The sequence below is a fragment of the Bacillus sp. OTU530 genome, assembly GCF_038440375.1.
The window spans coordinates 103,064-125,432 of the sequence record NZ_JASATP010000011.1; the positions used below are offsets into that span (position 1 = coordinate 103,064).

Consider the following 22,369-nt stretch of genomic DNA (forward strand, 5'->3'; position numbering starts at 1 on the left):
TGCTGAATCGATCCCACAACCTGAGATTCCATAGAGTGAACAATTAATCGGCTGGAAGAACAAATTCCACAGTAATCTAACATCATTTTAAACATATTTAGGAGGGAGCAGGATATATGAAATACCGTCGACTTGGAAAAACAGAACTTAAGGTTTCAGTAATTGGAGTGGGGACCTGGCAATTTGGTGGAGAATGGGGGAAGACTTTTTCCCAACGAGAGGTAAACCAAATGTTAGATAAAGCAAAAGAAGTAGGAATGAATCTGATTGATACGGCAGAATGTTATGGTGATCATCTATCTGAAGCTTTGATTGGAAAGTATCTTCAACAAGATCAGCGGGAAGATTGGGTTGTGGCAACAAAGTTTGGTCATCATTTCCATGGTCATGTAAACCGTACTAATCATTGGGGAGCTGAAGAGGTTTTAAAACAGCTAGACGCTTCATTGCAAGCGCTTCGTACTGATTATATTGACCTTTATCAGTTCCATTCTGGAAGTGATGAAGTGTTTGATAATGATGGATTGTGGACAGCACTAGACAAACAGGTACAGGCTGGAAAGATTCGTCATCTTGGTATTTCAATCGGTAGTAATGATAATGTATACCAAACTGATGCTGCTACAAAGGTAAATGCAGAGGTGATCCAAGTTGTGTACAATCGAGTGGATCAAAAGCCCGAAGGCCAAGTTTTCTCTTCCTGCCAGCGGCAAGACTTGGGGGTATTGGCCCGTGAACCTTTAGCTAATGGATTTTTAAGTGGAAAATATAAGCCAGGTGCTGTATTTGAACAAAACGATTGGCGTAGTTTAAAAAATCAGGAACAGTTGAAGCTGGTTGAAGAAATCCAAAGTAAAGAAGTACCTGAGGGTGTACATATGGCGCAGTGGGCATTAGCTTGGTGCCTGAAAAATCCTGCTGTTACGTGTGTAATTCCAGGTTACAGAAATGCAGAACAATTAGAGTCGAGCGCTAAAGCAGCAGATTTGGAACTTATGAATGATGCTCATCCGCAAGCATGGAATTCTAAAATAAATAGTTAAATTGAGGAGTTAACCATTGAACAATGGGACCAAATTGTTGGAGTGAATCTCAATGGGGTTTTTTATGCATCTAAAGCCGTCTTTCCTTCTATGAAGTTACAAAACTCAGGGTACATTATTAACATTTCCTCAGTAGCCGGTAAAAAGGGGTGGCCAAATGCCACAGCCTATTGTGCTACTAAATTCGCATTAACTGGATTCACACAGGCATTGAATGGAGAAGGAAAGCCGTACAATATTCGTTGCTCTGTTGTGTATCCAGGGGGAATGGATACGAACGGGCATGAAGAAAGACAACAAGAGTTCTTAAATCCAGAAGATGCGGGACGTTTTTTCCTTCACATGGTGACACAAAATCCTCGGTTTGTAGTAAATGAGGCAGTTATTACACCAGTTATCGAGCAGGGCTATCCTTAAATATTGGGGATTCTCTAATTGTTTCCATACCGTGAGGAAGTGTTGGGAGGTCATTTTTTGATTTTGCACGGCTTTCATAGAATGGTAGAACTTTTTGTCACCGTTCAACAACATGAATAGAATAAATACGGTTGTATAACAATGCTCACGAGAAAAGAATTGTCGTCTCTTTTCTATGCATAACAACATCTGTTATTGTACATAATGCAAACAGGATATGTTATAATTTAACAAATACCTCCGAAAAGGAAGTGGCGTATGTGCCTGCTTTAAAAAAGGATGTAGTGAATGACTTACAGGATTTAATTGAAAAGCTAAATGAACGAGGAATGTATGATTTAGCAAAGCAAGCTGCCCGAGTTTTACAAGGTATTCACTCATTTACAACTATAGAAGATGATGATTTATACAAAGGTATTATAAATAAATCCTTAGCCGACGTATGGGATAACGAAAAGGACGATGTGTACAATGATTTATGATAAAGGAGACATTGTATTAATTCCATTTCCTTTTGCTGATGGGGCCGGATATAAAAAGCGTCCGGCTCTTGTTATGAGCTGCAAACCACACCATGAGAAATATGCTAGATATATGTGTCTAGCTATTACAAGCCAACCTGCAAACCCACGAATTAACCGCTATGAACTTCAATTCGATTTCCCAATTGAATTTGGTCTGATCCTTGAGCCATCTTGGGTTGTAGTAGACAAAGTATTTTCGATAGATGAAAGCTATATTATCAGAAAGCTAGGACAGGTTGATTTTGATCATCTAACAAGAATAGATAGGATGTTTTCGCAAATATTGCACAAAGATCTACATAATCTATAAATTAACTAATAAGGGGGCCTATGTATGGCCAAGTTAGTTCATCTCAAAAAAGTTTCATTAGCTAACGGAGAAACGCTAGGCTATAGGGAAAGAATAGGTGGAGAAGAAAATCTCCTGCTGATTCATGGGAATATGACTTCATCGAAGCATTGGGATCTTCTGATTGAAGAACTAGATTCAAAGTATAAATTATACGCGGTAGATATGAGGGGATTTGGGATTTCATCCTATCATACACCCATTGAACGTATTAAGGACTTTTCCGATGACATTAAATTGTTTGTTGACGAAATGGGACTTAAAAATTTCGGAATCATTGGATGGTCAACAGGCGGAGCAGTAGCAATGGAGTTTTGTGCCGATTATCCTGGCTATTGTAATCGTCTAATTTTGCTTTCTTCTGCTTCGACGAGGGGATACCCTTTCTTTGGAACAGATCAGAATGGTCAACCAGATATAACAAAGCGATTGCAAACAGTTGTCGATATACAAAAGGACCCTCTTAGAACGATTCCTATTCAGAGGGCTTACGATTCGAAAGATAGCGAAATGTTAAAGGGAATTTGGAATGCTTTAATTTATCGCAAAGCACAGCCTAAGCCTGAAAAGTATGAGGAATACATAGAAGACATGATTACACAGAGAAATTTAGCTGACGTCTATCATTCTTTAAATACGTTTAATATAAGTATGAAATATAATGGGCTAACCCAAGGTTTAGATAAAGTGAATGCTATTACCATACCTGTACTTGTGCTAAGAGGGGACGAAGATCTGGTGATTACAGATGAGATGACAAAAGAAATCTTAGAGGATTTCAAAGGTCGGGCGCAGTATGTAGAATTAACAGGATGTGGGCATTCACCGCTTGTTGATAACTTAAAGTTGCTAACAGCGGAGGTTGAAAAGTTTCTTGGTTAGTCTGTAAAGTGCAGATTTCCGCAATGTCTTTGGATATTATAAAATAAATTGTGAACCTTCGAGAAGTAATTGTTTTTTCTTTAAGTAAATTGAATTTTTATAAAATAATCTATATAGTAAATAAAAAAAGAAGGTGACTCCAAAAAGGTTTTTTAAAGACCTTTTGGAGTCACCTTTCTTTCTAAGATAGTAGGAGATGCTTTTTACTACTTTAATCCCCTCTTCGGATATGGTGCTTCAGTCACTTCTATAGAAGTTCTAGAATTAGGAAAACATCTGAAAAAGCATTTAAACAAGGTTATGTTTATAAGGAGATTTGAAATAATGGGTAATACGTTTCCAAAATATTATGATTTCTTTATGGGTCCTTTAGAAAAAGGGAAATTTCAATCGATTAGAAAAAAATTACTCCAAAAAGCGAACGGGGTAGTTCTCGAAGTAGGTTCAGGAACTGGAATTAATTTTCCGTATTATGAGTCTGTTATAAAGGTAACTGCCATTGAACCCAATCAGCACATGATTAAACGTTCTAGTAAAAGAAGAGAAATGTCTGTAGTTCCTATAGAAGTTATTGAGGAAAGCGCAGAACGATTGCCCTTTGCTGATAATACCTTCGATACCGTAGTAGCTACTTTGGTACTCTGTACAATTCCAAATCCTGAATTAGCTGTACAAGAAATGAAAAGGGTTTGCAAATCTAAAGGTAAGATTCTTCTTTTTGAGCATGTTCGAGTGAAAAATCCCTTTCTGGCTACATTACAGGATTGGCTAACGCCTTTATGGAAAAAAGGATGTGATGGTTGTTGCTTAAATCGAGATACGGTTCAAATGATACAGGCAAATGGATTAGAAATATTAAATAAAAGAACTTTTTATAATGGATTTTTCATTGAATTAGAACTTAAGAAATAAAAGGAAATATTTAAACTTTTACACCAGCCATACTATTTTTACTCCCGGCTGTTTTGAAAATTGATCTTGCTAAAGCAAATCCGATTCATTCCCTGGAATCAATTGGTCCGAGACCAGTTTTGTTTATTCATGGGGATAATGATCAAAAAATACCTTATACAGAAAGTGTTAAGATGGTAAATATAAATCCCGAACTATTCGAATTATGGATTCCTAAGGGAGTTGACCACGTAGCTGCGTTTAAAACTTATCCGAAGGAATATACAGAACGTATTATATCCTTTTTGAGCGTACACTACATAACCAAACAACGGGATTATAGGTTATTTGATAGTCCTCATATCATAGCTCTCAAATGCAAAGATATCAAATGTAGTTGATAACTCAAGTATTTTTGTAAAACCAATAATGTTAGAAACAAAAATTTCAGCCTATGAATTAAGTGGTAAAGAAATCATTTTCAATTGGCAGCTATTTTTCGGTGGAGCAGAAAGGACATATCCATCAACAGATCTTTAAAAGATTGGATTGTAAAGAACAGAAATAATCGGACTACATAAACTTGATTATGAGCAACGCAATTTTCGCTGGCGCTGGTTTTGTATTCATATTGAGAAGAGAGTAGGAGCGAAAACTTTACTGTGAAAGTTGGTGTTTACTTAATATGTCTGAAGATAAAAGGATTTTGGCCTTGGAAAATCGAGTTTCAATGCTTGAAAAGGAAGTTGCGTTCCTAAAAACAAAGGCTTTAGAGAATGAACGTGTTAAAAATGGTCATGTAGCATTTGAAGAAAAAGAAAAAGGTGTAATTGCGGAACAAAAAGATACAAATATTGCAGTCTCTCTAGAACCAATTATGATAAACAAACCCACTGTTCAAGTTAACTCCGAACATGCTCCTGCTATTCCCTCTAAATCTAAAAAGACAGAAGTTGATTGGGAGAAACTCCTTGGGCAAGTATGGTTGCCAAGAATTTTCATATTTGTATTAATTTTAGGGATTCTTTGGGGATTTAAAGCTGCTGTTGATAGTGGGTTCATTACCGAACCGATTCGAGTTGTTCTTGGAATGATTACTGCTGGTGTTTTAATTTATTTAGGAGAAAAACAAATCAAGAAGAACCATGAAGCTTTGGGTCAGGTCTTGCTCGGTGGTTCTGTTGTAATTTTTATTTTATCAACGTTTGCAGCTCATATGTTGTATGGATTAATAGTTCCTAGTATTGCCTTCATTTTGAACGTATTGTGGGTTATTTTAGGCATTTACTTATCACACAGACATAATTCACAACCTATTTCAATTATAGCTACTGTTGCTGGATTTCTAGTTCCTTACTTGGTTGAAAATAAAGGGGACGGTACACTGTTCCTTGTAGCATATGAAGTAATATTTTATCTTTCATTGCTTAAATATGCATTGCTTAAGAACTTTATTTATTTATACATTACAAGCGGAGGGCTTTTACACATTTCTTTATTAATTATGTGTGTATTCCCAGGAGACCAAATTGAAGCGGCAACTGTTGCTATTATGGTTCAACATGTATTTTTATTGCTAACATTTTTAAGAAAAGAGTTATTCATAACTGCTCAAAAAGCAACATTGTTTACTAGCTTTGTGTTAACACAACTTTGGGCAGGTGTTGGATTTGCAGATGCCCTATATTCCTCATTCTTGGCTATTTTCTTTGCTGTTTACACTGTGTTATCGTACGTGTATTTTGGAAAAAACAAAGAAAAGTTAAATATTACCCTTCCAATTGCAACATATGCATTATCCATGTTTCTATTGGATATATCAAAAGAAGAACATATAGGTCTAGCATTTTTAATTGAAGGAGTAATTGCTTTGTATATTGGATTAGCTGGGAAAATTAAAAACCAAACTATCGCTGGAGGATCAGTTTATGCTTTAGGTGTTGTTTTAACTGCATTTGATGAGATTGAAAGATTTTTATCTATTGAAACAGTAGAATGGCTAATGATGATTGTTTCCTTATTTACAGTAGGCTATGCGTTTAAGAAATTTAAATTAAGAATTGAAAACAAAAGATTTAGTTATAATTCTATCATTAATCTTTTATCTGGTTTTACAGTGTTTTCTATATTCTCGTTTATTGTTCAGGTTTTTGATAATAAATATGAAGGTGTTGCAGTTCTTTTAGAAGGTTTAATAGCTTTTTATATTGCCGTTAAACAAAGATTACAAAACCGAGTTGTTGTTTCTGCAACTTGATTATGAGTAGTTACAACAGTACAGAAGAAAGAAACGGCAAGGTATTATTCCTTGCCGTTTTTTACATGATAGGGAGGATTGTATTGTTTGTTAGGTCTATATCCTGATATGTTAAATCAATAATTTCTTGCCTTCTCATACCCGTTGTAGTTAATAAATTAAACAACAACAGATTTCGATAGAGGAGGGGGAGAGAGGGCTATCATCATTTTCCAAGAATCGAAACAGTTCTTTAATTTCATATATGCTGAAAGCTTCTTATCTGCTTTGGGAACCTGAATATAAAGTCTATGGGAGGGTAGTTTTTCTTTAAACAAAACTGACTAAATAATTTTAAACAAGAGATTCGCCGCTGTAAGGTTCGAGGTTTAATAGCATAGTTTAATTAACACCTGATCTTGGATAAAACGTCTTCGTCATCAGGAAGTTGAAACAGGATCAAGTTATTGGTACGCTTGAGCTTGTTTCAGGTTTACATAATATATAGTGGTTTTAGAAATTATCGGAAGGAGTGAACTCTTGAACAGAACCATCCATTCATGTTACATAATTTATAGCAGGCGTGATTGAAGGGAATGGATAGGTTCAAAAAACAGGATATGTTATGAACATTACGACAGGCAGCTTACAGTTTACTAAAGGACTTTTATCTGTTTTCCAGACATGGAAGTTACGGTCTGAAGTGGCTACTGAAACGAATTAATCAGGTAATACAATATACCGAGTTTGGGTTAAAGGTAAAGATGACCTTCCGAAATTGGCAAAGATAGTATATAATGACATTGCTGTAATCTATGATTCTTATAAGAAAAATCACATAGAGCAGCATACAGAGCGATATTAATCTACAATACTTAGGAGGTGCCATAATATGTGGAAATCTGTAAATGGAAGGTTAATTCAAACAACAGATACTGCTAGAATCAAATTTAGAACAAATGTTAGTAAATCAATAATAGATACATTACATGCTTTGGCGATTGAACATGATACTCATCCGAACTACTTACTTGAAAGCGGCCTGCAGATGGTGTTGTCTCAAGGAGTCATTACATTTAACAAACAATCAAGACCTAAAGACCGGATTCAATATAAAACAACTTATGATAAGGAATTATTAGAGCAAGTTAAAGAATTTGCAAAAAACCACAACTTGTTTATTAATGATGTCTTAGAATACAGTGTTGATTTTATCGATTTTGAAAACATTAAAAATAGTAGCCATAAACATCGGATAGAGTAGAGCCTTTTTTCTATCTCCTACAACGCCCCGAACATAATACATATTATCGGAAGTTATAAAGAGAAAATAGATTTTGTTTCAAATACAAAGTAAACTTTAGATATTGAGACAAAAGAGAAATTTAAAGATATGACTCATAATCCTATTTTATAAGCTTTAAGCTGCATTTCATTTATGATCCTGTTCCCAATCCTCATAGCATGTCCAAATTTATATTTTGAACAATAAATGACCTTAAAAATCAATTGGGTACCGGAGTGATTTTTAACATAATGAGTGTATTTCTTCTTAAGATGGTGTTTTGCATAGATTAGCCTCCTCTAAGAATTTTACATTCTAAATATTGAATATAAATCCAGAACCCTTTGTCATTGTTTTAAATTATCAATAAAAATTCGTAATGGAATCAAACCACTTCTTGGCATACAACTGCTTATAGCTGCTGTGAGATTTAGTTCGGGAACAACGATAATATATTGTCCTCCGTATCCCATTGCAAAGTACATGTCCATCGGTACTTCAAATTTCTTTCGGTCCAGCACCCACCAATGAAATCCATATGAACCAATATGTTCGTAAGTTTTAAAATGTGGAATTGTAGATTGACGGATCCAGTCTGAGGAGATAATTTGCCTTCCTTCCCAGTTGCCGTTTTGTAAAAATAGCCGACCAATCTTCAGCATGTCCTTTGTCTTCATTCTCATACTGAAGCCTCCTATGTAAACGCCTTGTGGGTCTTGCTCCCACTCATATTGTGTGATTCCTAAAGGGGCAAATAAGTATTGCTGAGCAAATTGCCTTGTCGACATTCCTGTTATGTTTTGTAAAAGGGCACTAAGCAGATGCGAGGAGCCAGAATTATAGTTCATTTTAATGCCTGGGCATTCTAGCAAGGGGCGTTTGAGTACATACTGAGTCCAATTTTTTGATTTTACAAAAAAGGATGGAAATCTTACTCCGCTTCCGTTCCCAAACTCCTCCCACTTTTCCCCTGTTGTCATTGTTAATAAATGATATAGGGTCAAACTTCGTTTATTTTCAGGAAGAGTAGGGAAAAAGTGATTAAGCGGTGTTTCAATGTTTAGAATATATCCTTTATCTATTGCTATTCCAATGAGTGCAGCTGTAATGCTTTTTGTAATAGAATTGATTTTATGGAGCTGAATGGCATCTTCTGCTTTTTTGTAGTATTCCTTTATGATTTTGCCGTCCTGCACTACTAAAAAGGCATTCACTTTCTTCTTTGTGTATTGCTTTACTATTTCTTCAACGTTCAACATCGCACCTCATTTCTTTGCTAAAAAGCCCCTTCACTAAACTCGAAGGAGCTTTTGTTATTACTTAGTGTTTTTGTTGTTTTAATTCCGTTATGCTTTCCTGTACAAGTGTGACAGCTTGGCTCATGGCTGCTCCTCCTGCAAATGCAGCTGCAACACCGCATGCCTCTAAGATTTGTTCTTCTGAGCACCCTTGGTCTATACAGCCTTTTGTATGGTAGATGGTACAATATTCATCCTGCAAAGATAAGCTAATTCCTAAAGCGATAAGTTGCTTTTCGCGCTGTGATAATGCACCCTCTTGAAAGCAAGCCTCTGTAAATGCATTAAAGGCTTGTGCGATATGAGGCACCTTTTGTGTGAATTGTCCTAATCCTTCCTTGTAATGATGTAAGGATTGATGCGTAGAGCTTTGAAATTCACCTTGCATGTGTGTTTCCTCCGTTTCGTAAGTTGTTCGTCGTAGCTTAGTATGCTTTATAACATCAAATTCCTATACACAAAAAAACAGGAGTAAAATACTCCTGTTACACAGCTTTATTCGGCAATACGATACGAAATGTTGTGCCCTTATTTAGTTCGCTTTCGATATCCACTTTGCCATGGTGATTTTCAATGATTTTAAAGCTAACCATTAAACCAAGACCGTTCCCATTTTTCTTTGTTGTAAAGAAAGGCTCTCCAATTTTAGCTAACTGATCCTTAGAAAGTCCTACGCCTGTATCTTGAATAGAGATTTGTACTTGATTGCTATCAACAAGTGTTTTAATAAAAATATCTCCACCGTTTGGCATAGCTTCAATTCCATTTTTAATAAAGTTTAAAAAGACCTGCTTTAGGCGATCTTCATCACATTCAACTTGAATTATCTCTTGATCTCTATGAAAATGGATACATACACTTTTCTTTCTTGCTTCAAATTCTAGTAAAGATACAACATTTTGGATTACCGAGACAATATTTCGTTCCTTTAACTGAACTATTTTTGGTTTTGCCAGTACAAGAAAATCTTCGACAATTGAATTCACACGATCTACTTCATCAAGGATAATATCGAGGTATTCTCGTCTTTCTTCACTTTCCTCATCAAGCTGCAAAAACTCGGCGTATCCTTTCATAGAGGTGAGTGGATTGCGGATTTCATGAGCGATACCAGCCGCCATTTTCCCAACGGCCGCTAGCTTATCTTGTACACGCAGCAAGGCTTCTGTATTTTTTCTTTTCGTAATATCATTCCGAATTGCTAGATATTGATATGGTTTGCCGTTGTCATTTAAAAATGGGACAATCGTTGTGTCAACCCAATAATACGTCTCATCCTTTGCTTTATTTTTGATTTCACCTTTCCATACCTGCCCTTGCCCGATTGTTCTCCACATTTCTTTAAAGAAGCTTTTAGGATGATAACCAGAATTTAAAAGACGATGATCTTGCCCGACTACCTCTTCGCGGCTATATTTGGATATTTCACAAAACTTATCATTTACACTTGTTATAACGCCCTTTTCGTTTGTAAAGGCTACAATAGAAGATTGATCTAAGGCGAACTTGATATCACTTAATTCTTTAAGTGTTTCTTTCAATCGGCTTTCTGCAGTTTTTTGATTTGGAATGTCAGTCCGATTTGCTATTTCGTTCATTTCGTTCACCGCCCTCCTTAGTTGCAAAAGAATCCCCTTCGATTGTAATGTAAAAAATGAATATTTGGAAGTAAAGCTTTCATGGATTTGTCGAAATTAAACATTTTGTGTAAAAGAAACAAATCTTTTATTTTTAATATAAATAAAAGGAATGTGTCTCCCATATTGTGGATGATATTAAAGTATTGTATAATAAAAGGAATTATATACTATGAGGAGCGATTGTTTTAGGAATCCCTAAAATAAAGGAGAGATACTAAATGAACATTACCATTTATTTTGGAAGTCATGAAGATAAAGACGTGCGCACTATGGATTGTTATATAGAAGACGAAGAAATTGAAGAAGTTGCTGTTTCCTAAACATTTCAATACTTTGAGAATATACCTCACTTACAAGATGCCTATAGAATGGCATCTTTTTTTATTTATTTTTACACAAAATAATTTACTTTTATTTCATTAAGTGGTACGATATTACAAATAGAACTAATGTTCGATTTTATTTTATGTATAGGAAGGAACGAATACATCGTGAAAAAGAACAGAAAAGGACGCAAACTCCCCTCCCCTTCTATCTCAAACACTGGTTTTATCGGATCTGTATTCGTGAATACGAACGACCTGCAAAAAAGGCAATATTATTTCTCTCGTAAGTATATGCAAGTTGCACACCATGTACTGGACGGATTAGCAAAAGCAATCAGTGCCCTCTTCTCTGAACATCAGCATCCGGTTTACTTATCTTGTATATATTTACCTAAACAGAAAAAGATCGGATTTGTTTTATCTGTTAAACCTTTTGATGAAGCAGAAGGAATTGCTTACTTTACGAATTACTTAATAGAGAAGAACTTCTACATAGGTATGGAGGATGAAGCGCAACTACCGGATATATTTAATACTGGGTTTATTGGTGTAGTATTTGCGGATTTGCTGGAAATTGAACGGTTTACTTTTGAGTTCGAGATGAATGTTTTGGTCAAGCTTATGAAGGATATGATTATACCTGCAAAAGAACTTTTTTTACGACATCAAATCCCGGCTTATATCTCTGCTGTACATTTAGAGGATCAACATAAGCTTGGGTTCGTTCTCTCCGTGAAGCCTTACGATGAAAAAACAGAAGCTGATTTATACTTTATCGAATATTTAAAGGAACGTGGCTTGTATATAGGAGAAGAAGAAAAAGAAGAAGATAAAATTGTAATACGAAAAAAAATAGAGTTTATGTAGGAAGACGCTAGGTCAAACAATCGTCTTCCTTTTGCTTCATAAGGAGCAGTAATACATACGCCGCATCAAAAAAACAGCTTGCATGGAACAAGCTGTTTTTAATGATTTTCTTTTCTGCGAATCTGTCTTTGGAAATAAAAGAATACTGGGAGTGGAATTATAATCCATCCAAAGCTTTTAATTATTCCATTCAATGCATTGTCCTTAATACGTTGCTTTTCATTCTCAACCATCTCTTCATACGATTTTTTTAACTCTTCTTCTGTTTTTGGAGTGCTATCAGGAGCAGCCTCCTTCTCCGTCATCATTTTATAGTCTGTAAATGATTGATAATATGAGTTTGGCGATACATAATCAGCAACTGACATAAAAACACCGACTGATCCGCCTATAGACATCATTAATGTAGCAAACAAAACCAAATAATAATATAAGTGCTTTACCATATGCTCAGACTCCCCTTCCATTTGTGTACCTTCTTGTTTTCGATTTCGAATAAATACCCCTACACCAAATATAGCTACAACTAGAGCGATAAGAAAAGCTCCTAAAATCATAACAGACATACCATCCTCCTGGCAGAATACATACACTAATTTAAATGATTATTTTATTTATATTCTCTCTACGAATAAATAATCCCTTTACCAAATACTATAACGCCTTCGTATAGTTCTTGCTTATAGGCGTCCCGCCAACAAAATGCAAATTTACAACGTTAAGGGTATTAAATCTGCGTTTTGTTGGCAGGACCTCATCGCCATCAAGTTAAGATTTTGTGTCTTTTATAGCAATAAGGCTCACTTTTATCGTTTTGAGGGTAACTTGTTCTGTCAGCTTGATGAGCATGTGGGGCTATCCCTAATAAAAAACAGTTGGGGTACAGGTGTTGACAGTTTCGTTTATATCATGATATGTATTTTTCTGACTGTAATAATTCTTTTAATTGCATATTCCATTCCATCATTGTAAAGAAACAGTTTCTTCTCTAATTCATCCCGTTATGGATATAGACAAACTTCTTAATCAAATCATTTAAATCAGTAGATGTTTTTGTAGGAACTTGATGCTGTACATGATCAATGAACTTTAGTTCATTACATGGCAATTTTTCATGCAGCAGCTTTGCATAATAACGAAATGTTTGATCTTCCTTACCATAAGCCAGCAAAATCGGAAGATCAATGTTTCTCAGTTGCTTTGTACAATTATAATGCAAACTATAACGATAATACTGCTCGATATTTCTTGCATCTCCTTTTCGGGCTTCTTTAAACATCTTTATGAACAACCCTAGTGTATTCGAATTGCTTCTTGAAATGGACAGAGCCAGAACGGAAACGGCTCCTGCTTTCGCAAGTGCTATCCCTAAAGAAATCTTATTCTTTAGGTGTCTATCCTTCACTTCAGGCATTCCGCTAATTACAATGCCTCCTAAGGATCGGTCGGCATAAGCCAGCAAAAATTCCAATACGATAGAGCCTCCGGTCGAATATCCGCATATGAATGCTTTATTGATTTCCAGATGATCCAACAGCTGTCTAATATCTTCAACAATCAGCGGATAGGTTATCGGTCTTCTTGAGTACTGGCTCCTTCCGTGACCTCTAATATCAAAAGTAATAACTTTAAAATTTTGGGATAATTCCTCTATTTGATACTTAAAATTCACGTGAGTGAGTACAGGGGGATGAATAAAAATAATAGGAATCCCTTTTCCTTTAACGTTATAATACAAGCTAGTACCGTCCACATCTAGCATTGGCATATATTCAATCACCTCAATATTTTGGAATCGTTCTCCTCATTATAAGATCTTTTATCTTACAGAATGGTTTATAGGACTTGCTGTATTGTATATAAAATAGCTAGAGAAATACGTGCTTTATTTACATAATTTTGATGCATCTATATAGTCCATTCATAACAAAAAGGTACGAATCAATTTTAAAAACTCGACCAATTTGTATCAGTCGAGTTCCTTCTATCGCTTTATTACCAAGTTTTAAATATATAAAATAACAGTCTTATGTGATTTGTATCAGTCCCATGCATCTTGATTATTTACCTGGGATCGGAAACTTGTTTTTAATTTGGCTTCCTTGATTGTATCTGAAAGCATAATAGGCAATCCCCACCCCAACGTCTAAAGCTGATTGTTGACCATGTATCAGTATTAGAATGTCTTCTTCCAAGTCCAATTACATTAAACTGCTATCACATGTGAACCATTTATAATATACAACAAACGAAACTACTCTATACCGAAAAAGAGTTGCCAGCTTCCAAAAGCGCAAGACATACAAAAAATGTACATGGAAATTGATATAAGAGAGAATCATGTAGGAACCCTGACGCATTAGCCATTAACCTAACAAAAACAAGCTGCCCCAAAGCAATAAAATTGAGAAATTCGTATAAAATCCTTGTTTTGGGGTAATTCTGCATTCTTATTTTGACATCAGAACCCTTTGGACTCATGAGTTTATATCGGGCTTATTCTCTTTATCTTTTTTGTGAATCAGTCTTTAGGAGGTGTGTTTTTTATAACATTAAATAGATCAGAATTATTAGACAAATAGTTTCAGTCAAAGTCATCCCTATTAAGCCTAGGCCCTTATTTATTGTATAAAAATAAATCATAGCACTTAAAAGGACTAAAATCATAATAACATCTAAAAAGAGTATAAAGTAAGATGTGAATATACTTTCTTACGCTAATCACATGAATCAGGATGTTTAAAGCATTTATCCGCATTGGATGCGGCAGCGCATCAATTCGCAATCCTACCAACTGCTGCACAGCCCCGCTTCGTCAATTATCGCCTTGACCCCTTCATCAATTTGCTCCAGCTGCGCTCGGGAAATGCTGATCCGCAAAAACTTCTCCCGCTCCAGATAATCCGATAAATAGAAGCCTTTTCCGGACACGACGCTGATATTCCTCGATGCAAGCCGCTTCGTCAGCCGCTCCATATTGATCGATTGCGGCAGCTTAAACTGCATATAGACACCTGATTTGACGTCTGATACTTCAATCAGCCCGGCCTTATTGTATCGTTGTACGGCCTCGTTCAGCGCGCGCATCCGCGCTGCGTATTGGCTGGATATTTTGCGCTTGTGCCGCTCATACATGCCATTTTTGATGTACACTTCGAGCGCCGCCTGGGACAAAAGCGAGGTGTCGGCGGATCTTTTGAAGGTGCGAAATGTCTCCAGCAACCGTTCCGGCAAAACGGCGACTCCCAATCGCAACCCCGGGAAAATGATTTTCGAAAAGCTTTTCAAATAAATGACGTGCGCTGTTCTGTCGTAAGCGTAAATCGGGTCAAAACCCCGATCTCCGCCCAGGTCGGCCATGTAATCATCCTCCACGATGTACACGTTGTATTTGCCGGCCAAACCAGCTATCGCTTTCCTCTCCTCCACACTATACGAGGTGCCGAGTGGATTGTGGTATCTCGACATTGTGTAAAAAAACTTGATTCCGCCGCTTTTGAATTTCTCCTCTAATTCCCGTAAATCAATCCCTGCCGTCGTACGCTTAACTCCGCAAACCGGTATGCCTTCCGCTTCAAGAAAACGCAAATAAATATCGTAACTCGGCTGTTCAGCCAAGATGACCGAGTTTCCATTCGGAAACGGCATTTTCGCTAAAACTTCCAGCGCCGGCTGGACACCCGAGGTGACGAAAATTCGCTCCGCTTTTGCAAATACTTGACTGTTAGCCAAATGGGAAACGAGCGTTTGGCGCAGCCTTTCCAAACCTTGCGAATCACCATATGTAAACAGATAGTATTTGTATGTATCAATCGCCTTGTTCAAGCAATGCTGGAAATCCAAATATGGAAACATGTTCAAATCCGGCGATGCCGAAGCGAAATCGATCATTTTGCCTTCTATGTTGTCACACGAATCTCCTGGTTTTCCGACCACATAAAAGCCGCTTTGCGCGATCGAATAAATCGCGTGGCGCTTCTCCAGTTCTGCGTATGCCCGGGTAATCGTGCTGACGCTGCAGCCGTACAGCTTCGCGGCAATGCGGACGGAAGGCAGCTTTTGGCCCGGACTGTATTGCCCGTCCATGATTTTTTGTTCCATATCAGAAAGAATAGCCAAATATCTTTTCACGCCGCTCCCCCCTGTTGGGTTTTCACAAGTCTAACACGTTTCTCTCCTCATTATAATACTTGACCTCGCCAACTGTATCGATACACTTTTGGAAAAAAGGCATTGTTCGGATCAGCATTTTGTCATACCCTTGTCATGTAAGGGATAAGATATTCGCGAACATGATCTTAGCTGTTGCAGAGAGGAAGATGCAATGATAAACCAAAAAGTACTGACACTTGCTTATTTGTCTGCTGTGTTGAACGCGGCGATAATCGGATTTTCGTTTTTGTTTACCAAAATAGCGCTCGAACACGCCCAGCCGCTCGACACACTGACGTATCGTTTTACTGCTTCGTTTGCAGTCATGTCGATCCCGGTTGCGTTCGGACGGATTAAACTTAAGTACCGCGGCAAGCCGATATATAAAGCGTTGCTGCTGGCAACCATGTACCCGCTGGGGTTCTTCACGCTGCAAACGTTTGGACTGCAGCATGCCACTTCGGCCGAGGGCGGCATCTTGTACGCCTTCACACCGGTCGTGACGATGTTACTGGCCACCGTATTTTTGAAGGAAGCGACAACCGTCCCGCAGAAGCTGTCTATTTTCCTGGCGGTATTCGGTGTTGTGTTCATCTTTATAATGAAGGGAAGCAGCATCGATTTATCGAACATAACGGGGATTCTCCTGTTGTTCTTATCCTGCTTAGCTTTGGCTGGATACAACGTTTTGGCTCGGTCGCTGTTGCGGGTTTTTAACCCGGGGGAAATCAGTTATTTGCTGTTGGGGATCGGTTTCGTCGCATTTCTGGTAGTTTCGCTCACCAGCCATGCAGCCGCTGGGACGCTTGATCACCTGTTCGCACCGCTCGCCAGCGGTACTTTTATCGTATCGATCCTCTACCTGGGAGTGATGTCCTCACTCGTCACAGCACTGACAGCAAACTACGCCTTGTCAAAAATGGAAGCGTCGAAAATGAGCGTATTCGCCAATCTGTCAACTATTGTCTCTATCGCGGCTGGAGCGATGTTTCTCGGGGAAAACATTACACTGTACCATATCATCGGTTCGGCGCTGATTATCACGGGGGTTATGGGAGCGAATCGTTTTGGGCGAAAAAAAGCAGCGAAGCGAATGGCCAATGCTGACCGTTTAGAAGTATGATGGGGTGCAACTGATTATTCAATTGCTCATTAATTGCGACAAGGATCATTTAAAGATGGTGGGAACCATGATGTTAAAAAAATAATATATTAGTTATTTTTCGGTTAGCTCAGCTGTCAGCAACAATAACCTGCATTCATAAAAAGGAAACAGTAATCTATAAATAATTCTCCTCCTTCCTCCATAAACTACAAATAACTCTATGTATTAAGTGAAAATAGGAGGATGAAACGTGAATAAGGATACTAACGATACGCTGTATGAAGGAAGAGACAAAGTCTCTTTAGATGTGGACCGTATGATTAATGAAGGTCTTGCGGGCGGTAAGGTTCAAGGGACAGGCTCTCACAAGAACATTGAAGAAGCAAGAAATCTTCATCCAGAGGATAAACCGTATACAACGAAATGAAAGCCTCTTTTACACAAGAGGCTTTTTTTACAATATTCCTCTCATTAACTTGTGCAGCTAACCCCTTTATTTCACAATCATAATCTAAAAAAGCCGTCTTCATATTATGAAAACGGCTTTTCAAATTAAATTTCTTCCGATTCAGAAACTGCAATACCTTGCGCATATATTCCATTTTTAAAACTCGACTACAGCATCAATCAAGTCTTATCCTGAAAGCGATCTAAGAAAGAACCGTCTGTGACATAAGGAGTCCTATAAACTAAAGCTCTCCAAGCTTTTATCCATCATCTCTTGATTAATTCCTATGTACTTTAATGTAATGCTCGGATGTGAATGATTTAAGATATTTTGCAGCAACGCGATATCTTGGTACATTTGATAATGCCAATAGCCAAAGGTTTTCCGGCAAGTGTGAGAGCCTATATTCTCTAATCCTACACTCTCCGCTGCGTTCTTTAAGATTTTATAAGCCTGTATGCGCTTGAGCGGTCCATCTGTTTTTTTAGACGGAAACAAATATTCCCCATCTTCCATATATGCTGTATACTCCTCAATTGTTTTGCGTAATTCAAAATTGATAAGAAATCGTTTTAGCTTTTTTGTTTTCTCTTCTTTTAATTCAATATGTGTTTTATGACGTACATCTCGTACTCGGAGTTTCAGTAAGTCGGAAATACGCAGCCCTGTATTAATCCCCATAACAAATAAAAACCAATTCCGCTCTGATTGCTGCTTCAATACACGCTTCATGCGTTCGATCATATATTTATCGCGAATCGGTTCGACTACCTTCATTCCTTCGCTTATAATCGCTCGAAAATCAGACTTGATCTCTTGTCTTTTCGGATCTTCTCTCTTGCTTCTATCTAAATTTGCAATTCTTTGTTTGAGTTCCTGACCACCGTATTTTTCGGTTAAATACATGTACTCACCATCTGTTAAAGAAACGAATTCAGCATATAATCTTTTCTCCACGCCCGTTCTCCCCCTTTTTCTATCTGTTTTGAAAAAGAAACATTGGCTCAATATGTTTCTTTCCTTTTCTTACCTGTATAGTCTAACGCTATATATGACAAGCTTTCATATCATTTTCATAATGAAACAAAATATATCTTTTGTTTCATGTATATATTTTACTTTTTTTACGCCGGAAACGAAAGAAAAAGCTGTGTAGTTTCAAGAAATAGCACTCTGCATCCACGAAGAAACTGTGGTACAATTTAACAGAATTTAATCTCCCCCCTTTCCCCTGCAAGATTCTTCATGCAATAGGCATATTCATCGCATACTAGAAAAAAGATACGACACGAAAGGAGATTTTCATGAAGATAGATCCTCAAACTATCGAAAAAGCAAAGCAACTCTATCCAAATTGGGATGAACAAGCTTTTAAACAGGTAGAACAACATTTTACACAGGTACTGCTAAGACAACTGGAAGGCAGAAACGAACTTTATACAACCGAGCAATATGTTATCGCTAAAAAAGAAAGCATCGAGAAAATTTGGAATGGCATTTGGAAGCATACAGCATTGCAGCGTTTTTCGAGAGAGGAGCGGTATAAGGCGTTAGAACAACTGTATGAAAAGGATCAAATTTCTACAAAGTCGCAGCAGCAGGATAAGTTCATTCAGTTACTGAAGGAATTGATACATTGGAGTATAGACGACTGGATTTCTATTTTTGTGCAAAAAGTAGATTGGAATCAGCTTCGTAAGCAAGCAGAAGACGAGCACGAGCGTCAAAAGAAAAAATTCCGCTATCAGCAAATTCAAGAGGAGCTCACAGAGATTGCCGTGAACCTATTAGAACAGCTTAGGCAAGACTTCTACGAACAAGCAAGGGAACATATTGCGCTAGCATTTGTACGGGATATTAGCAAGCGTGTCAAACGCATGCCCCCTTCTCGCCGTTCAGACTACTATGCTCCTTTAAGGAAAGGTGATCCGTTTTTCCTACCAGATTACCCGTTATTTGAAGAATTTTTAGAAGAATATACAGGCGAAACAGTTAGTTGGCATTGGGGAGAACTAAGACACGCCACCTACTACGACCGTTATGCAGATATGCTGGAATCTTTTCTTTATACAAGCCTTTTCCAAAAACTCTCTGACTCACTGGATCCAGCTATAAAAACAGAATACCAAGAGCTATATCATTTTTATCATCGTGCTCATGAACCAGAGGCTAGCGGATATGAAGAGTTTATATTAGAAGATACACACGAGATACACGTAGAAATCTCTGACATTGCAAGCGAGCTTATAGCAGCAATGGAACAAGAACATACAGATGACATGCTTCAAATTGCTCTTCGCACAAAAAGCGGACAAAAACTGTGGAATGACTACCGAAGAAAAGCAGCTAAGATTGAGGAAAGACGGAAGCAGGAGCAAATGCTGATGGAATCATTGTTTCACGATGAGTTTTCTTTCACAAAAGCTGCTGCACAAACCTTGTATGTACTGCATGTAGGACCAACAAACTCTGGTAAAACATACAATGCACTACAAAGGCTAAAGCGTGCAGAAACTGGTATCTATATGGCACCGCTTCGCTTGCTAGCACTAGAGGTATATCAGACGTTAAATGAAGATGGAGCACCTTGCCATTTAAAGACGGGTGAAGAAGAACGCTACACAAATGGGGCAACTGTTACATCGTGTACAATTGAAGTTGCAAATCTGGAGCAAACATATGAAGTGGCAGTGATTGATGAAGCCCAAATGATTGCCGATCGCGAACGCGGATTTTCATGGTATCGATCTATTACAAAAACAAAAGCTGCCGAAGTTCATATTATCCTTGCTCCCCATGCCTTGGATGTTCTACTTCACCTCTTAGATGGAAAACAAGTAAAAATTCTTACATATTCTCAATCTGTACCGCTTGTTACCGAAACAATACCATTTCAGTTAAAAAAAGCTCGTGCCGGAGACGCAATCGTTGTATTTTCACGTAGCCGCGTATTACAAACAGCCGCTGCTCTGGAGCAGCAAGGCCATCGGGTTAGCGTGATTTACGGAAATATGCCACCTGAAACACGACAAGCACAAATGGCAGATTTTCTGGCTAGAAATACAGATATTGTGGTAAGTACAGATGCGATAGGTATGGGTTTAAATTTACCTATTCGCCGCGTTGTCTTTCTGGAAACCACAAAGTTTGATGGAACTATGCGGCGTAATCTAACATCGCAAGAAATTAAACAAATTGGTGGTCGTGCTGGCCGAAAAGGAATGTATGATACTGGTTTTGTAGCAGCAGCGGAAAACGTAGGGTTAATTCGAAAGGCTCTTACAGCAAAAGATACACCCATTGAATCCTTTACCATTAAACCTACTGTAAGAATGCTCAAGGAGTACGCGGCTGTTTCTCATGATTTAACTAAGTTTTTTGAAATATGGGAGAATTATAAGCCTCCAGCAGGGATGATAAAAGCTGACTTGACGCAAGAAAAAGAATTGTATGCAGAAATAAAAAATACGGTTATTGTAGATCGGCTTAGTCTCCCTGAACTGTATCGTTACTTGTCTATGCCGTTCTCCCATTACGAAAAAGATTTGCGGAATCAATGGAAGCTCATGCTTACTGCAATCGTAAATGATTTGGAAATCCCCGAGCCGGATCTATCAGGAGAAGACCTGGAACATTTGGAGCAAAATTACAAAAAAATAGGTTTGCATTTATTGTTTTTATATTCACTTGAAATGCGGAGAGATGCATATATTTGGGAACGCCAAAGGCAGATAATATCACAACAAATTCAATCTTATTTAAAAACCAATCTTCGCTCGCATACGAAAACATGCAGCTCGTGTAAAAAGCCTATGGCATTGGATTATCCATATGGAATGTGTCAGTCGTGCTATAAAAGACGGCGGCCTTACCATAACTATGGAATATAATAGGAGAATAATTCTGAAATCCCCTCAGTTTTTTGACGATTGCCGCCGTTCTTCTGGTAAAATAATAACCAGAGGAGGCTGAATTGATGGTAAAGCACGATAAAGATCGAGAGTCATTAATCGAAACAATGGATCGATACGATAAAATTATGCAGCGCGTTGCTGCTCGAGGCGTTAAGCCAGCGCAACGCCTCGAGCTTACAATCGATGGCACTGTGTATACACATTTAACCGAAGAAGAATTTTTACAGGAATTCACACAATGGCTCGAGAAAGAACAGCATGTATCTAAATTTATTGGAACGGTCAAAGAAAAAATGAAGACAGGCAGTGGCAATCTCCCGTAAAAAAGAGAGAGGATTCTCTCTTTTTTACTCTACCTTCCATCTTATGAAGATTACATCATGATTCATGATCAATGCACTTTCTCATAAACTAAATTTAATCGGATCCCCCCTTCACTCCATTATCTTAATAATAGTAGATACGGAGGTTCAATCTTTATCCAAACGTTCTAACGACTGTTTTAGTGTTTTATTTCCTAGCTGTGTATACAACATTGACGTATGTTAGTTTACATAATAATTTTATAGTTAACGGAAAAGCATTTGCTTAATCAGTTCTTTACTTTCCAAGTTGATAGGATGGTCATTGCGAAGAACCATATCTCGAAATTCCATCATTGCTTTCAACATACTTTCTCGCCTCAAGTTGATACTGTGCTCTAGGAGTGATAACTGCCAGCCGCTTAATTTACTTCTGTCCCCCTCTAATTTTGCCCAATCTCTGAAAGAGTTAGGCTGTATTCTGGTTTCCATATACCATGCTGTGATCATTGATAAGCGTAAGTTATCAATACAATGCAGGGCATAATATATTTCTTTTCTCATTACTCTCCCGATATACTTCGTGAACATAAGCAAAAAATTTTGTTCTCCATATTTCTACTTCTTCGATAGTTAGCTTATAGGACAAGAGTCAACCGGTATGGTCGGACTCTCGAATCGAATAGTCCA

At 37.6% G+C, this 22,369-nt stretch carries 22 protein-coding genes; 13 read left to right on the forward strand and 9 right to left on the reverse strand.

The annotated features are described in order from the left end of the window. Positions 1-116 precede the first annotated feature (116 nt). The 7 genes from AAHB12_RS10865 to AAHB12_RS10895 all read left to right on the forward strand — a co-directional run bounded on the left by AAHB12_RS10865 (position 117) and on the right by AAHB12_RS10895 (position 6,363). Positions 117-1,043, forward strand: coding sequence for an aldo/keto reductase (locus AAHB12_RS10865; RefSeq protein WP_342045322.1), 927 nt, complete (start codon positions 117-119; stop codon positions 1,041-1,043). Positions 1,044-1,058: 15 nt separating this feature from the next. Further along, positions 1,059-1,460, forward strand: coding sequence for an SDR family oxidoreductase (locus AAHB12_RS10870; protein WP_342045357.1), 402 nt, complete (start codon positions 1,059-1,061; stop codon positions 1,458-1,460). A gap of 260 nt (positions 1,461-1,720) precedes the next feature. Beyond that, positions 1,721-1,942, forward strand: a complete 222-nt coding sequence (locus AAHB12_RS10875) for a hypothetical protein (RefSeq protein ID WP_129726248.1) — start codon at positions 1,721-1,723, stop codon at positions 1,940-1,942. Beyond that, complete coding sequence (locus tag AAHB12_RS10880) at positions 1,932-2,294, forward strand: type II toxin-antitoxin system PemK/MazF family toxin (RefSeq protein WP_342045323.1); 363 nt, start codon at positions 1,932-1,934, stop codon at positions 2,292-2,294. The genes AAHB12_RS10875 and AAHB12_RS10880 overlap by 11 nt, the downstream gene beginning before the upstream one ends. A gap of 24 nt (positions 2,295-2,318) precedes the next feature. Next, entirely contained in the window at positions 2,319-3,215 is an 897-nt protein-coding gene (phaZ, locus tag AAHB12_RS10885) for an intracellular short-chain-length polyhydroxyalkanoate depolymerase (protein ID WP_342045324.1), read from the forward strand. 324 nt (positions 3,216-3,539) lie between these two features. Beyond that, complete coding sequence (locus AAHB12_RS10890) at positions 3,540-4,127, forward strand: class I SAM-dependent methyltransferase (protein WP_342045325.1); 588 nt, start codon at positions 3,540-3,542, stop codon at positions 4,125-4,127. 664 nt (positions 4,128-4,791) lie between these two features. Continuing rightward, a complete protein-coding gene (locus tag AAHB12_RS10895; protein ID WP_342045326.1) occupies positions 4,792-6,363 on the forward strand; it encodes a DUF2339 domain-containing protein in 1,572 nt (523 codons plus the stop codon). A 61-nt stretch (positions 6,364-6,424) separates the two neighbouring features. Here AAHB12_RS10895 and AAHB12_RS31745 read toward each other — a convergent pair whose 3' ends face one another. Further along, positions 6,425-6,502, reverse strand: coding sequence for a hypothetical protein (locus AAHB12_RS31745; protein WP_446715547.1), 78 nt, complete (start codon positions 6,500-6,502; stop codon positions 6,425-6,427). A gap of 732 nt (positions 6,503-7,234) precedes the next feature. Here AAHB12_RS31745 and AAHB12_RS10900 point away from each other — a divergent pair. Next, complete coding sequence (locus tag AAHB12_RS10900; protein WP_129726243.1) at positions 7,235-7,606, forward strand: rRNA methyltransferase; 372 nt, start codon at positions 7,235-7,237, stop codon at positions 7,604-7,606. Between the two features lie 368 nt (positions 7,607-7,974). On the opposite strand, the gene AAHB12_RS10905 is transcribed toward AAHB12_RS10900, so the two are convergent. The 3 genes from AAHB12_RS10905 to AAHB12_RS10915 all read right to left on the reverse strand — a co-directional run bounded on the left by AAHB12_RS10905 (position 7,975) and on the right by AAHB12_RS10915 (position 10,523). Next, positions 7,975-8,883 carry a serine hydrolase domain-containing protein gene (locus tag AAHB12_RS10905; protein WP_342045358.1) on the reverse strand — a complete coding sequence of 303 codons (909 nt, stop codon included), beginning with the start codon at positions 8,881-8,883 and terminating at the stop codon, positions 7,975-7,977. 64 nt (positions 8,884-8,947) lie between these two features. Further along, complete coding sequence (locus tag AAHB12_RS10910; protein WP_129726242.1) at positions 8,948-9,313, reverse strand: carboxymuconolactone decarboxylase family protein; 366 nt, start codon at positions 9,311-9,313, stop codon at positions 8,948-8,950. Positions 9,314-9,410: 97 nt separating this feature from the next. Continuing rightward, positions 9,411-10,523 carry an ATP-binding protein gene (locus AAHB12_RS10915; protein ID WP_342045327.1) on the reverse strand — a complete coding sequence of 371 codons (1,113 nt, stop codon included), beginning with the start codon at positions 10,521-10,523 and terminating at the stop codon, positions 9,411-9,413. A gap of 491 nt (positions 10,524-11,014) precedes the next feature. On the opposite strand from AAHB12_RS10915, the gene AAHB12_RS10920 reads away from it, so the two are divergent. Then, positions 11,015-11,758, forward strand: a complete 744-nt coding sequence (locus AAHB12_RS10920) for a hypothetical protein (RefSeq protein WP_342045328.1) — start codon at positions 11,015-11,017, stop codon at positions 11,756-11,758. A gap of 98 nt (positions 11,759-11,856) precedes the next feature. Here AAHB12_RS10920 and AAHB12_RS10925 read toward each other — a convergent pair whose 3' ends face one another. The 3 genes from AAHB12_RS10925 to AAHB12_RS10935 form a co-directional block, all read right to left on the reverse strand. Beyond that, positions 11,857-12,324 (reverse strand): hypothetical protein, encoded by a 468-nt coding sequence (locus AAHB12_RS10925; RefSeq protein ID WP_342045329.1) that lies wholly within the window; start codon positions 12,322-12,324, stop codon positions 11,857-11,859. A gap of 422 nt (positions 12,325-12,746) precedes the next feature. Continuing rightward, positions 12,747-13,526, reverse strand: coding sequence for an alpha/beta fold hydrolase (locus AAHB12_RS10930; protein WP_342045330.1), 780 nt, complete (start codon positions 13,524-13,526; stop codon positions 12,747-12,749). 1,019 nt (positions 13,527-14,545) lie between these two features. Continuing rightward, entirely contained in the window at positions 14,546-15,889 is a 1,344-nt protein-coding gene (locus AAHB12_RS10935; RefSeq protein ID WP_342045331.1) for an aminotransferase-like domain-containing protein, read from the reverse strand. A 193-nt stretch (positions 15,890-16,082) separates the two neighbouring features. Between AAHB12_RS10935 and AAHB12_RS10940 the strand changes: the two genes are divergently transcribed. Next, the gene (locus AAHB12_RS10940; protein ID WP_342045332.1) at positions 16,083-17,033 is read left to right on the forward strand and encodes a DMT family transporter; all 951 of its coding nucleotides are present in this window, start codon (positions 16,083-16,085) and stop codon (positions 17,031-17,033) included. Positions 17,034-17,265: 232 nt separating this feature from the next. Further along, positions 17,266-17,442: a hypothetical protein gene (locus AAHB12_RS10945; protein ID WP_165350663.1), complete on the forward strand. Its 177-nt coding sequence runs from the start codon at positions 17,266-17,268 to the stop codon at positions 17,440-17,442. Between the two features lie 255 nt (positions 17,443-17,697). Here AAHB12_RS10945 and AAHB12_RS10950 read toward each other — a convergent pair whose 3' ends face one another. Then, positions 17,698-18,240 (reverse strand): tyrosine-type recombinase/integrase, encoded by a 543-nt coding sequence (locus tag AAHB12_RS10950; protein WP_129726670.1) that lies wholly within the window; start codon positions 18,238-18,240, stop codon positions 17,698-17,700. 527 nt (positions 18,241-18,767) lie between these two features. On the opposite strand from AAHB12_RS10950, the gene AAHB12_RS10955 reads away from it, so the two are divergent. Together AAHB12_RS10955 and AAHB12_RS10960 are read left to right on the forward strand one after the other, a co-directional pair. Continuing rightward, a complete protein-coding gene (locus AAHB12_RS10955; RefSeq protein ID WP_342045333.1) occupies positions 18,768-21,353 on the forward strand; it encodes a helicase-related protein in 2,586 nt (861 codons plus the stop codon). Positions 21,354-21,439: 86 nt separating this feature from the next. Continuing rightward, a complete protein-coding gene (locus AAHB12_RS10960; protein ID WP_129726236.1) occupies positions 21,440-21,700 on the forward strand; it encodes a hypothetical protein in 261 nt (86 codons plus the stop codon). A 246-nt stretch (positions 21,701-21,946) separates the two neighbouring features. On the opposite strand, the gene AAHB12_RS10965 is transcribed toward AAHB12_RS10960, so the two are convergent. Continuing rightward, on the reverse strand, positions 21,947-22,243 hold the full coding sequence (locus AAHB12_RS10965) for a hypothetical protein (protein ID WP_342045334.1): 297 nt from the start codon (positions 22,241-22,243) through the stop codon (positions 21,947-21,949). Between the last annotated feature and the right edge of the window lie 126 nt (positions 22,244-22,369).

Coding starts and splice junctions, on each gene's coding strand:
- AAHB12_RS10910 (WP_129726242.1), bottom strand. CDS start 9,313: ATGCAAGGTGAATTTCAAAGCTCTACGCATCAATCCTTACATCATTAC.
- AAHB12_RS10900 (WP_129726243.1), top strand. CDS start 7,235: ATGTGGAAATCTGTAAATGGAAGGTTAATTCAAACAACAGATACTGCT.
- phaZ (WP_342045324.1), top strand. CDS start 2,319: ATGGCCAAGTTAGTTCATCTCAAAAAAGTTTCATTAGCTAACGGAGAA.
- AAHB12_RS10940 (WP_342045332.1), top strand. CDS start 16,083: ATGATAAACCAAAAAGTACTGACACTTGCTTATTTGTCTGCTGTGTTG.
- AAHB12_RS10920 (WP_342045328.1), top strand. CDS start 11,015: ATGTTCGATTTTATTTTATGTATAGGAAGGAACGAATACATCGTGAAA.
- AAHB12_RS10895 (WP_342045326.1), top strand. CDS start 4,792: ATGTCTGAAGATAAAAGGATTTTGGCCTTGGAAAATCGAGTTTCAATG.
- AAHB12_RS10925 (WP_342045329.1), bottom strand. CDS start 12,324: ATGTCTGTTATGATTTTAGGAGCTTTTCTTATCGCTCTAGTTGTAGCT.
- AAHB12_RS10880 (WP_342045323.1), top strand. CDS start 1,932: ATGATTTATGATAAAGGAGACATTGTATTAATTCCATTTCCTTTTGCT.
- AAHB12_RS10930 (WP_342045330.1), bottom strand. CDS start 13,526: ATGCCAATGCTAGATGTGGACGGTACTAGCTTGTATTATAACGTTAAA.
- AAHB12_RS10955 (WP_342045333.1), top strand. CDS start 18,768: ATGAAGATAGATCCTCAAACTATCGAAAAAGCAAAGCAACTCTATCCA.
- AAHB12_RS10950 (WP_129726670.1), bottom strand. CDS start 18,240: ATGAAGGTAGTCGAACCGATTCGCGATAAATATATGATCGAACGCATG.
- AAHB12_RS10965 (WP_342045334.1), bottom strand. CDS start 22,243: ATGAGAAAAGAAATATATTATGCCCTGCATTGTATTGATAACTTACGC.
- AAHB12_RS10915 (WP_342045327.1), bottom strand. CDS start 10,523: ATGAACGAAATAGCAAATCGGACTGACATTCCAAATCAAAAAACTGCA.
- AAHB12_RS31745 (WP_446715547.1), bottom strand. CDS start 6,502: ATGAGAAGGCAAGAAATTATTGATTTAACATATCAGGATATAGACCTA.
- AAHB12_RS10960 (WP_129726236.1), top strand. CDS start 21,440: ATGGTAAAGCACGATAAAGATCGAGAGTCATTAATCGAAACAATGGAT.
- AAHB12_RS10865 (WP_342045322.1), top strand. CDS start 117: ATGAAATACCGTCGACTTGGAAAAACAGAACTTAAGGTTTCAGTAATT.
- AAHB12_RS10890 (WP_342045325.1), top strand. CDS start 3,540: ATGGGTAATACGTTTCCAAAATATTATGATTTCTTTATGGGTCCTTTA.